Below are 11,252 nucleotides of genomic sequence, written 5' to 3'. Positions count from 1 at the left end.
CAAACGGCCGGCGATGGCAGGATCGACCCTGGTACATGTCGCCAGGGTCAACAGGACCGCGGGTCAGAGATTGGCTTCGGCGTACTCCGCGAGAACCGAACGGGGAACGCCCTGCAGGTGCACGTGGGCGCCATGGCGGAAGCCCTTGAAACGTTCGGTCATGTAAGTAAGGCCGGAGCTGAGGGCGCTCAGGTATGGCGTATCGATCTGCGCCAGGTTGCCCAGGCAGATCACCTTGGAGCCATTGCCTGCCCGCGTGATGATGGTCTTGATCTGGTGCGGCGTCAGGTTCTGGCACTCGTCGATGATAATCAGGCTGTGCTGGAAGCTCCGTCCCCGGATGTAGTTCATCGACTTGAAGTGCAACGGGACCTTGCTGAGGATGTAGTCCACCGAGGCAGTCATATTCTCGTCGTCCTCGTGCAGCGCCTCCAGGTTGTCCACGATGGCGCCCAGCCAGGGCTCCATCTTCTCAGCTTCGGTGCCGGGCAGGAAGCCGATGTCCTCGTCGAGGCCCTGGGTGGAGCGGGTGGCAATGATGCGCTTGTAAAGTTTGCTGGCAACGGTCATCTCGATGCACGCGGCCAGGGCCAGGATGGTCTTGCCCGAGCCGGCCGAGCCGGTCAGGTTGACCATGTGGACATCCGGGTCCAGCAGCAGGTTCAGGGCGATCGCCTGGTAGATGTCCCGGGGTACCAGCCCCCAGACTTCCTCGTTCATCAGGTCGTGCTGATGCAGGTCCCGGATGATAATGCGCTCCTCATCCAGATCCACCGCCTTGCCGACAAAGCCCTGCTCGTCCAGAACAAACTCGTTGATGTTGATTTTGGCCAGAGGCCCTTCCCGGCGCAGGATATGCTCCGTGACGCCTTCCCGTTGCACGGTTTCCACCTTCTCGATGTTGTCCCAGAAGGAGTTGCTGAATTCGTGGTAGCCCTTGGGCAACAGGTCGATGTCATCAAGCAGCTGGTCGTTGTGGTAATCCTGGGCTTCGACCCCGAATCCGCGTGCCTTCAGGCGCATGTTGATGTCCTTGCTCACCAGGATGATGTCCCGGGACTTGTGGCGGTTCTGGAGCGCGGCCAGGGTGTTGATGATCTTGTTGTCGTTCAGGTGCTCGGGCAGTGAGTGGGAGTCCAGGTGCTCGGTGCTCATCAGGATCAGCAGCTTGCCCAGAGGCGCGGCTTTCTTGCCCCGCACGATCGGCACACCCTTCTCGATTTCTTTCGGGCTGGCATCGCCCAGGACCTTGTCGATGTTCCGGATGGCCTGACGGCAATCGGCGGCGACCGTCTGCTTGCCGGACTTGAGGCTGTCCAGCTCTTCCAGAACGGTCATCGGGATAATCACATCGTGTTCTTCGAAGTTGAGGAGGGCATTGGGGTCGTGGATCAGGACATTGGTGTCGAGGACGTACATCTTCTTCCGAGCTTGCGGTGCTCTTGGCATAGGGGAGGCTACCTCTCTGGTGGCTCAGTCGTTCTCGGCGCAGCGCTGCGTCAGTTCCTTGTCCGATATCAGTTTGAGCATGTCGTAGGTCGTGATGATACCGGTAATTCTTGAATCGCTGGTGACAAAGATCCGGTGCAGATGCTCACGCATCATGATATTGGCAATGTCTCGCACCGGCGTCTGCTCGTCAACGGATAAAACGATCGGAGTCATGATGTCGCGGACTTCCACGGGGACCTTGCCCATCTCCTCGAAGATGGCCATGCGCAGACGCCGAGCCTCGATTTCCTCCTCCGGGGTGAGGCGGGGACCAGTGTCCGAGCGGCTCGCATTCCAGCGGAATTCGGTAATGTCCTTGAGCGTGGCAATGCCGACGATTTCCCCGTTGTCGTCGGTCACGGGGCTGCCGGTGATTTCGTTATCGGTGAGGAAGCGGGCCAGACGGTCCATCGTCCAGTTCTGGGGTACGGCTTTGATGCTGGGGGTCATGATCTCGTGGGCGAGAACGGTCATCGGGTGAGGCCTGCCTCTTGCTGTCCTTTTTCATAAAGCTTAGCGCGTGTTTCGGGGTGCGTCACCCCTCACGAATCCGACGGCACCACATCCACCAGCTTGCCCTCATCGTCCCAAACCAGTTCGAATCCCTGGTAGCGGGGGGCGCGGGCGACGTCCTCGAGGGCCTGTATGGAGCGAACCGGAATGTCCACCAGCAGGGAATTGACCAGCCACCCGGGCAAGGCGCCGTTGGGATCGGTGTGCTGGACCCAGATCATCCGGGTGCGGTCGCCCTCTGGAATGAACCGGTACAGGGTATCCGAGCGGTCAACCCGGATTCGGTTGTTGCTTTCGGCCCGCAGATCGGGGGTAGCGTTCAGGTCCATGGTGACCTCGCCACTGGCACGGTCGCCCCGGGTGCGGATTCGCAGTACGTAATCACGGTCCGCTACTGGCCAGGGCATGTCGTTCACCGAGTAGGCGAACCGGTCGTGGAAGTCGCCCTCTCCGAAGGCATAGGATTCGCTGCAGTTGTGGACCCACTCGGTACAGGAGACCGGATTGATCATTACCGCCATCAGATTCTCGATCGGGACATCGAGCGTCGCAACTGCCTTGAAGGCCTTGAATTTGGAACCGGGCTGCCCGGTGGTGTAGATGCGGATATTGTCGGTTTCCGTACGCAGCTCCCAGTCGGCGCTCTGCTCATCGGGCAGTTCCGCCGCCATCGCAGTGCCGGTCACGGCGGCGAGCATCCAGGTGCAGGCCATCCCTGCCAGGACAATGCCCCGGCCTGCAAACCCATGGGCTCTTGGACTTCTCATAGAGTACACTTCCTTGAACACGATGCCGCCGAGTCTAGCATGGGGTAAGGGCCGGCAAAGGCACGAACACAGGGGATTGTGAACCAGGTAACTTCACTGGCTGATGGTTCCGCAAATTGGCCCGATCTGACGACTGCCATGACCATGAAAAAGCTGATTGACGACAGGGGACGACTCCCTGCCGGGGTGCTCCGCGAACCGGTAGATTCCATCAACTACCTGGACTATGACCTGCGCTCGGTCATGGACCGGCCCCGCTCGCGTCTGGCGCGCCGGTGGCGGTTCAACCAGTTCCAGTTCGTCAGTGCCATGGCCCCCGGCTGGGTGTTCGGTATGGCCCTGGTGGATCTGAAGCTGCTCGGAAACGGTTTTTTCTACCTGTACGACTTCGAGTCCGGAACCATGCTGGAGCGGTCATTCCTGCAACCGCTGGCGAAGGGGACACATCTCGAACCATACCCCGAGCATGGTCTGGCGCGCTTCCAGAAAGGAGAGGTTGACCTTCACATCGCGCCGGCGACCGGCGGGCGCAATGTGTCGGTGTCGGCACCGGGTGGGATCCGAATCGATCTGGAGCTACGGGACGATCACGATCCGCTGCGCCTGGTATGCCCGGCGGGCTATAGCGGCTGGGTGTTCACCCGCAAATCCGCCGGCCTGAAAGTGGAAGGTGAAGTCCGCTGGGATCACCAGATCTGGCGTTGCGATGACAAGGTCCGGGGTTCCATTGACTGGAGTTGCGGCTTCATGCGCCGGGAAACCGCCTGGAACTGGGCAGCCATTGCGGGTGTGCTGGAGGATGGCCGGTCATTCGGGCTGAACCTGGCCGCCGGTGTCAACGAAACCGGAGTCACGGAAAACGCCCTCTGGCTGGATGGTGTCTGCTCGAAGCTGGACGTGGCAAGGTTCTGCTTCGACCGCTACCGGCCAGGAAGTGACTGGCATGTAACGACCGCGGATGGCCGGGTGGATCTGCATTTTGTGCCGGCCGGGGTGCGCAAGGAGAAGCTCAACGCGGGCATCCTGGCCTCGAATTTCCGCCAGTACGTGGGCACCTTCAACGGCACGATCATTGACAAGACGGGAACGAAAATCCCCGTAGCAGGACTACGGGGATTGATGGAGGATCATTTCGCCCGCTGGTAGCGGGGCCGGGCTACTTTTCCGGTAGCGTGACGTTGAGCTCCAGTACCGAACACCGTTCATTGCGGTCCACTTCGACCTGCACCATGTCATCGGAAATCTGCACATATTTGCGGATGACCTCCAGCAGCTCCTGCTGGAGCTGTGGCAGGTAGTCCGGCTGCTCCCGCTGTCCCCGCTCATGGGCCACAATAATCTGCAGACGCTCCTTGGCGACACTGGCGCTGGCGTTCTTCTTGCTCCTGAAGTAATCGAGGAAACTCATCCCTTAGCCTCCCTTGAACATCCGCGTGAAAAACCCTTTCTTCTGGGCGGTCATGAAGCGGTGCTCGCGCTCCTCCCCCAACAGGCGCGCTACGGCATCCTCATAGGCCTGGCCGGCATCGCTGTCTTCTTCAAGGATGACGGGCAAGCCCTGGTTGGAGGCATTGAGCACCACCTGGCTTTCGGGAATCACGCCCAGCAACGGGATGGCGAGGATTTCTTCCACATCACCCACGGACAGCATTTCGCCCCTGGAAACCCGGTCCGGGTTGTATCGGGTCAGCAACAGGTGCTCCTTCACCGGGTCCATACCCATTTCCGCCCGACGGGACTTGCTCTGGAGAATGCCCAGGATGCGGTCGGAGTCACGCACGGAGGACACTTCCGGGTTGGTCACCACGATGGCCTCGTCGGCATGGTACAGGGCCATGAGGGCGCCGTGCTCAATGCCGGCTGGAGAGTCGCAGACGATGTAGTCGAAGGTTTCCGAGAGCTCGTTGATGACCCTCTGCACGCCTTCGCGGGTCAGGGCCTCTTTTTCCCGGGTCTGGGAGGCGGGGAGGATGTAGAGCGTATCTACCCGCTTGTCCCGGATCAGGGCCTGGTTCAGTGAAGCTTCGCCCTGGATGACGTTGACGAAGTCGTAGACGACCCGGCGCTCGCAATTCATGATCAGATCCAGGTTGCGCAGTCCCACGTCGAAGTCGATAACGACGGTCTTGTGACCGCGCTTGGCAAGGCCGGTGCTGATTGAGGCGCTGGTAGTGGTCTTGCCAACGCCGCCTTTTCCTGAGGTTACGACAATGATTCTAGCCAAGGTTCAGTTCCTGTTTCGCGGTGGATTCGTCGTGTCTTCTTGGTCGTTATTGTTGGATGTAAACATCAGGCCTTGTCCAGTGGCGTTACCACCAGCAGGTCGTCCCTGAGCTGGATCTGCACAGCGTTTTTCCAGCCGTTGTCCTGAAGATCTTCGGAGATTTTATAGTGTCCGGCGATGGACACAAGCTCTGCTTCCAGTGACTGGCAGAAAATCCGGGCGGATTCGCCGCCGTGGATTCCGGCCAGTGCACGGCCCCGAAGCGGGCCGTAGACATGGATGTTGCCGGCCGCCAGGATTTCCGCCCCGGCCTGAACCGGTCCGAGCACGATCACGTCGCCTTCCGGGGCATGGACCTGTTGGCCCGAACGGACTGGATGGTTGATGATCCGGGCCGGTGCCGGGCCGGTGGGCTGCCCGGTCTGCGTTTCGCTCTCGGGTTCGGTAGCCGCCTCCGGTTCCTGGGGTTTTTCCCGCTGGCCGGAGCCCGGCAGCAGTGCCAGTGACGCCCCCCGGGCCAGCCGGCGTTGGTCCTCATTCCCGCCACGCACGCCGATCACCTGGATGTTGTGCCGGCGGCAGGTACCGATGATCTTGAAGAAGTCCAGTTCGCTGTCCAGACCCTCATACTTCTCCAGGCTGATGATCAGCGGGATATCCTTGAAAAACCCCGGGGCCTGGTTGATCTTCTCCCGGAGGTTGGCCTCGAACTCATCGTTATCGAAGTAATAGAGCTCAAGGGCTGTCAGTGAGACGTTCGCGCTCTTGAACTGGAAACTCTGTTGTACCCCGGTGCTGGCGGTATCGGTCATGAAGGTGTCTCTTCCTTGGTATCGGGCGCAGTGTGAGGTCGCAGTGGTTCGCCTTCAAAGCGGATGCCGGACCAGCCGGTGCTGATGAACTGACGGATATTGCCGTGGCTGTCACCGGCGGGTTCATCCAGAACCTGCTGGTAATGCTGGGCAAACAGGCGCAGGGTTTCGGATTCACCGAGATTGCAGTGGCGGCCGAGCCCGAACACCCGGCAGGAACCGGCGTTCTCTCCGGCGGCGTTGAACAGCGGGCCGTTGTAAAAACCGGTCGGCTGGTACTCGAAGTAGCGTTCGATCAGCGCCAGGGTGTCATCGAAATCGCTACGGCCGGCCTCCAGCGCTGCCAGATGGATTCGCACCGCCTCGTTCACGTTCATTACTTGTGATCCTGCTTCGGGCCGACCTGGTAGCGGTCTTTCCATTCCTCATAGGGCATGCCGTAGATTTCTTCCCGGGCGTCCGGATCGGAAATCTCGAAACCGCGGTCCTCGGCCTCGGCCCGATACCATTTTGACAGGCAGTTCCGGCAGAACCCGGCCAGGTTCATCAGATCGATATTCTGCACCTCGGTGTTGTCCCGCAGATGCTTGACCAGACGGCGAAAGGCCGCCGCTTCAATTTCAGTGCGTTCGGATTCGGGGATCGGGTTGCTCATGGAGCCCTCGCGGTAGTCCTGGCTAGTGTTATTGGGGTTCCCTGACATTCTCGGCATGTTAGCGTAATATACAAGGCTGTATATATGTACAGATTGTGGACGCGAGCCCCCTGACCATGCCCCAGCGCAAGATCATCCATGTGGATTGTGATTGCTTTTACGCCGCCGTGGAAATGCGAGACGATCCCGGTCTGCGGGATGTTCCCCTGGCCGTGGGCGGCGAGGGTGGTCGGGGCGTGGTAACCACCTGTAATTACCGGGCCCGCGCCTTCGGGGTCCGCTCGGCCATGCCTGGTAGCGAAGCCCGCCGGCTGTGTCCCGGCCTGGTGACGGTGCCGCCGGACATGGGCAAGTACCGGGCGGTCTCCCGGCAGGTGATGGATATCCTGCGGGAGCTGACCGACCTGGTGGAACCCCTGTCCCTGGATGAGGCCTTTCTGGATGTCTCGGATGTTGCCGACCACAAGGGCAGCGGTACTCTCATGGCCCGTTATCTCAGGGAGCGCATCCACCGGGAAGTGGGCATTACGGTTTCCGCCGGGGTGGCGCCCAACAAGTTCCTCGCCAAGATTGCCAGCGACTGGGAGAAACCCGACGGCCTTTTTGTCATCACCCCGGACCGGGTACAGGAGTTTGTCCGTGACCTTCCGGTGGAAAAGCTGTTCGGGGTGGGGCAGGTGACCGCCGCCAAGCTCCATGCCCTTGGTGTAAAGACCTGCGGTGACATGCAGGCGCTGGGAGCGGATGTCCTGCTGGACCGGTTTGGCAAACAGGGCTATCGCCTGCACGAGATGGCCCATGGCCGGGACGACCGGCCGGTGGTGGTGTCCCGCATCGCCAAGTCGGTGAGTGTCGAGCGTACCTTTTCCCGGGATTTGCCGGACAAGAACGCCTGCGAGTCGGTCATGCCCGCACTGGTGGCAGACCTCAACTTACGGCTCAGCCGCAAGGGCCGCAACAAGCCGATTCACAAGTTGTTTATCAAGATCCGTTACAGTGATTTTTCCACCCATTCCCTGGAGCGGGTCCGTGAGCACGTGGCCGAGCCCGAGGTTGCCGATTATCAGCCTCTGCTGGATGAGTTGGTCACCAATACGGACCGGCCAGTCCGGTTGCTCGGGGTGGGGGTGCGGTTCCGCAATGATGATGCGCCGGTGACCCAGCTCAGGTTGTTCGACTGATCAGCCGGTGATTATTGCCTTGGCCGCCCCCAATAGCTGGTGGACTGACAGGTAACCGATAGTGCCCCCGATCAGCGCGCCGGCAATCACGTCTGTGGGATAATGCAGGCCCAGAACCACCCGCGAGGCGGCAACGCTCAGGGTGAAAGGCAGGATGTACAGCGCCAGTCCCGGCAGCTCGGCCAACAGCATGACCTGGAAGCAGACGGCATGGAGGGTATGGCCGGAGGGGAAACTGTAGCGATCCAGGGGTGGCGTGCCGCAGTTGATGGACGGGAAGGATATGAACGGCCGTTCCCGGATCAGCCAGCGCTTAAGCAGCTTGTAGGTGATTGTGCAGGTCAGGCCGGTTATGGCCATCAGCAGGGCCAGGCCGGGTCCTGCAGCCGGTTCAAGCAGTGGTAGTGACAGGATCAGTGCATACCAGAACCAGCCATCCCCCAACCGGCTGACGGTGCTGAAATAGCCCAGCACCGGCCGGAACCGGACCGATCGGTTGATGGCCTGGCACAGCAGGTATTCCCGCTGGTCGGCCCGCTCAAAGAATCGAGATGCTTTGCTTGTTGATGGCATGGTATCCCGCCTTGTTATCCGGATTCAGGACCAGCTGTTCGAACTGTTCGATCTGGGCTGACCAGTTGAGTTCCAGTGCATCGAGTCGGGCCTGGTTGCGCAGGCGGCCAAGCAGCGTCGGCTGGTCGGCCAGTCTCAGGGCGCAGTCGACAAAGCCCTCATCATCCTTGAGGTCGACTTTTAATCCGTTCTCCTCGTTCCGGATGTGTTCGCTGGCCGCGCCATCGTCAAACGCCACTACCCCGAGGCCGCTGGCCATAGCTTCCAGTACCACGTTGCCGAAAGTGTCGGTTTTGCTCGGGAACAGAAACAGATCGCCGGATGCATAGAATTTCGTCAGCTCCTCACCTCGCCGGATACCGCAGAACAGGTACTCGGGATGACGTTCGCTCAGTTCCCGGCGCAAAGGGCCGTCGCCTACGAGAATGAACCGGGAATTGGGGTGAAGGCCCCGGATCCTTTCGTAGCAGGCCACAGCCAGTCGGAGGTTTTTCTCCGGGGCCAGGCGGCCAACATAGATCACCGCCCGGTCGTTCGGCGCCAGCCCCCATTGTCTGCGTAGCTCGTTATCCCGCTTGTGGGGGGAGAACCGGTGACAGTCAATGCCCCGGCTCCACAGGCCGGTGGCCGGAATCCCCATGGCACGGGTCGCCCGCTGCATCTTGCGGGTAGGCACGAGAGTTACGTCTGTGCGGTTGTGGAACCAGCGGCCGTAGGCGCAAAGCACCCGTTCCAGGGCTCCGATGCCGTAGTAGCGGCTGTACTGGTGGAAGTTGGTGTGAAAACCCGAACTGACCGGGATGCCGATCCGTCTTGCCGCGCTGACGGCCGCCACCCCCAGAGGCCCCTGGGTAGCAACGTAGACCGCATCCGGGCGTTCCTCCTTCCACAGGCGCGTCAGCCGACGGGAACTGCTGATGCCGAAACGGAGGTCGGCATAGCCGGGCAGTGGCAGTCCCGTAACCACGACCTCTTCATTGAACAGGGCATCCCCGGCGCTGGCCACGGAGCCGGTGAGCTCGTGACGCTGCCGGGGCCTGACCACGCTCACCCGGTGGCCCCGCTGCATCAGCCCCTGGCACAGATGTCTCAGCGTATTGGCCACGCCATTGATTTCCGGCGGAAAAGTCTCGGAAACAATGGTAATGTGTTGCTGGCGCCGGTTGGGCTGGGTGGTCTGGGTCACGGTGCTTCCTGTGGTTCCTCTTACATGTGTTCACTATGGGAAGCGCGCATGACAGTTATGCGACACTCCCGTGACATTCCCTTTACCCGTGCAATGAACTGAATCGGAGACGATATGCAGACGCGAAAGTTAGGTAATACCGACATTGATGTGAGCCTGATCTGCCTCGGCACCATGACCTGGGGCGAGCAGAACACCGAGCAGGAAGCCTTCGAACAACTGGATTATGCGACGGGTGAGGGAATCAACTTCATCGACGCGGCGGAAATGTACCCGGTGCCGCCGAAACCGGAGACCCAGGGTCTGACGGAAACCTACCTGGGCAACTGGCTGGCCCGGCGCGGCCGCCGGGACGATCTGGTGATTGCCTCGAAGGTGGCAGGGCCGGGCAATGGCCTGAGCTATCTGCGCAACGGCCCGCGACTGACCCGGGACCATATTCGTCAGGCCTGCGAGGACAGCCTCAAGCGCTTGCAGACGGATTACATCGATCTTTATCAGGTGCACTGGCCGGACCGGAACGCCAACTTCTTCGGCAAGCTCGGCTATGTCCACAAGCAGGATGAAGACGCCACGCCGATCGAAGAAACCCTGTCAGCGCTGGATGAACTGGTCCGGGAAGGAAAGGTGCGTCATATCGGTCTGTCCAACGAGACGCCCTGGGGGACCTCCGAGTACCTGCGCCTGTCCCGGGAAAAAGACTGGCCCCGGGTGGCCAGTATCCAGAATCCCTATAACCTTCTGAACCGTTCGTTCGAGTTGGGGCTGGCGGAGTTCGCCCATCGTGAGCAGACCGGCCTGCTGGCCTATTCGCCCCTGGCTTTTGGCATGCTGTCGGGCAAGTATCTCGGCGGAAAGTGGCCGGAGAAGGGGCGGCTCACGCTCTATGAACGCTTCAGCCGGTATACGTCGGATCGTGGCATGGATGCAACCCGCGCCTATGTCGAGCTGGCCCGCCAGAACGATCTGACGCCGACAGAGCTGGCCCTTGCCTATGTGAATAGCCGGAGCTTCGTCACCAGCAACATCATTGGCGCAACGACGATGGACCAGCTTCGGGAGAACATCGGCTCTGCCAACATCACACTGGGCGAGCAGATTCTGGAGGCAATCGAGGAGATCCACCGGGACTTTACCTACCCCTGTCCCTGACTCTCGATTCAGGCAACGCCAGCTTCGGGCTCGGGCAGAGCTCGAGGCTGCGTTTACATTCTGAAAAATCAGGGATTATTTTTTGACAAAAAAGAGGCTAAAAATTGACAAAAAGTCGGCGTGATTGTGTGCAAAGTCACATCTTTTCCGGGATCATTCATTAGACTTTAGCCTAGGTCATCGAACATTATTTATCCCGGTTTACAGGTCTTTGTCAGTGTCATGATTATTCGCATTTTTGTCGCCCTGCTTGCCCTCAATCTCGTCGCCTTTGTCGTCCGCGCCGATGCAGCGGAGCGTCCTTTTGGCGAGGATCCGGAGCCGGTGAACACCGTTCAGGAGCTCTATCAGATTCAGGAGCGGATGGTGGGAAACTTCGAGGATGACAGTTCCGAGGCTATCACCGAAATCGGCTCCCGACTGCTCAGTCTCTCGCTTACCAGGTCCCGTCCGGACGATAAGCAATACGCGTCCGATCCTGCGCAGGCGGACCATGGTATCGCCCTGCTGAATGAGGGCGCCTGCCTCAATCTGAAGTGGAACTTCTGACTCTGAAGCGCGCCTGAAATTTCCGGTTGCCCTGTCTTTACCTTCCCCGTCTGTCCCTCCTTTCCATCTCCAACTAGTCTGGTTACTGATCTGGCGCATTGTCTGGGCGGCCCTCCCGTGTGATTATCTGCCTATAACCCCGTTGTGGT

General features: G+C 60.2%; 14 protein-coding genes. 4 read left to right on the top strand and 10 right to left on the bottom strand.

Going from position 1 to position 11,252, the window contains the following annotated elements; genetic code table 11:
- Positions 1-63 precede the first annotated feature (63 nt).
- From ACQUTG_RS15340 to ACQUTG_RS15330, 3 genes are all read right to left on the bottom strand, one after another.
- Entirely contained in the window at positions 64-1,419 is a 1,356-nt protein-coding gene (locus ACQUTG_RS15340; protein ID WP_092004976.1) for a PhoH family protein, read from the bottom strand.
- A gap of 54 nt (positions 1,420-1,473) precedes the next feature.
- Positions 1,474-1,965 carry a CBS domain-containing protein gene (locus ACQUTG_RS15335; protein ID WP_092004973.1) on the bottom strand — a complete coding sequence of 164 codons (492 nt, stop codon included), beginning with the start codon at positions 1,963-1,965 and terminating at the stop codon, positions 1,474-1,476.
- A 68-nt stretch (positions 1,966-2,033) separates the two neighbouring features.
- Positions 2,034-2,771: an START domain-containing protein gene (locus tag ACQUTG_RS15330; protein ID WP_428920240.1), complete on the bottom strand. Its 738-nt coding sequence runs from the start codon at positions 2,769-2,771 to the stop codon at positions 2,034-2,036.
- Positions 2,772-2,909: 138 nt separating this feature from the next.
- On the opposite strand from ACQUTG_RS15330, the gene ACQUTG_RS15325 reads away from it, so the two are divergent.
- Positions 2,910-3,917 carry a DUF2804 domain-containing protein gene (locus tag ACQUTG_RS15325; protein WP_428920239.1) on the top strand — a complete coding sequence of 336 codons (1,008 nt, stop codon included), beginning with the start codon at positions 2,910-2,912 and terminating at the stop codon, positions 3,915-3,917.
- Positions 3,918-3,927: 10 nt separating this feature from the next.
- Here ACQUTG_RS15325 and minE read toward each other — a convergent pair whose 3' ends face one another.
- The 5 genes from minE to ACQUTG_RS15300 form a co-directional block, all read right to left on the bottom strand.
- Positions 3,928-4,179: a cell division topological specificity factor MinE gene (gene minE, locus ACQUTG_RS15320; protein WP_092004968.1), complete on the bottom strand. Its 252-nt coding sequence runs from the start codon at positions 4,177-4,179 to the stop codon at positions 3,928-3,930.
- A gap of 3 nt (positions 4,180-4,182) precedes the next feature.
- Complete coding sequence (gene minD / locus ACQUTG_RS15315) at positions 4,183-4,995, bottom strand: septum site-determining protein MinD (RefSeq protein WP_428920238.1); 813 nt, start codon at positions 4,993-4,995, stop codon at positions 4,183-4,185.
- Positions 4,996-5,060: 65 nt separating this feature from the next.
- Positions 5,061-5,807: a septum site-determining protein MinC gene (gene minC / locus ACQUTG_RS15310; protein WP_428920237.1), complete on the bottom strand. Its 747-nt coding sequence runs from the start codon at positions 5,805-5,807 to the stop codon at positions 5,061-5,063.
- Positions 5,804-6,184, bottom strand: a complete 381-nt coding sequence (locus ACQUTG_RS15305) for a HopJ type III effector protein (protein WP_428920236.1) — start codon at positions 6,182-6,184, stop codon at positions 5,804-5,806. Before ACQUTG_RS15305 ends, minC begins: the two co-directional genes overlap by 4 nt.
- On the bottom strand, positions 6,184-6,462 hold the full coding sequence (locus ACQUTG_RS15300; protein WP_428920235.1) for a DUF1244 domain-containing protein: 279 nt from the start codon (positions 6,460-6,462) through the stop codon (positions 6,184-6,186). The genes ACQUTG_RS15305 and ACQUTG_RS15300 overlap by 1 nt, the downstream gene beginning before the upstream one ends.
- 116 nt (positions 6,463-6,578) lie before the next feature.
- Here ACQUTG_RS15300 and dinB point away from each other — a divergent pair, with 116 nt between their 5' ends.
- The gene (gene dinB, locus ACQUTG_RS15295; RefSeq protein WP_428920354.1) at positions 6,579-7,643 is read left to right on the top strand and encodes a DNA polymerase IV; all 1,065 of its coding nucleotides are present in this window, start codon (positions 6,579-6,581) and stop codon (positions 7,641-7,643) included.
- Here dinB and ACQUTG_RS15290 read toward each other — a convergent pair whose 3' ends face one another.
- Complete coding sequence (locus ACQUTG_RS15290) at positions 7,644-8,216, bottom strand: phosphatase PAP2 family protein (protein WP_428920234.1); 573 nt, start codon at positions 8,214-8,216, stop codon at positions 7,644-7,646. It lies immediately after the preceding gene.
- Entirely contained in the window at positions 8,182-9,402 is a 1,221-nt protein-coding gene (locus tag ACQUTG_RS15285; protein ID WP_428920233.1) for a glycosyltransferase family 4 protein, read from the bottom strand. Before ACQUTG_RS15285 ends, ACQUTG_RS15290 begins: the two co-directional genes overlap by 35 nt.
- A 114-nt stretch (positions 9,403-9,516) precedes the next feature.
- On the opposite strand from ACQUTG_RS15285, the gene ACQUTG_RS15280 reads away from it, so the two are divergent.
- Complete coding sequence (locus tag ACQUTG_RS15280; RefSeq protein WP_428920232.1) at positions 9,517-10,554, top strand: NADP(H)-dependent aldo-keto reductase; 1,038 nt, start codon at positions 9,517-9,519, stop codon at positions 10,552-10,554.
- 222 nt (positions 10,555-10,776) lie between these two features.
- Complete coding sequence (locus tag ACQUTG_RS15275; protein WP_428920231.1) at positions 10,777-11,103, top strand: hypothetical protein; 327 nt, start codon at positions 10,777-10,779, stop codon at positions 11,101-11,103.
- The last annotated feature ends 149 nt before the right edge of the window (positions 11,104-11,252 follow it).

This window comes from Marinobacter sp. DUT-1, from assembly GCF_050379415.1.
GTDB lineage: Bacteria > Pseudomonadota > Gammaproteobacteria > Pseudomonadales > Oleiphilaceae > Marinobacter.
The sequence above is the reverse complement of the archived record's forward strand: the minus strand, read 5'-3'. Positions and strand labels throughout refer to the sequence as shown.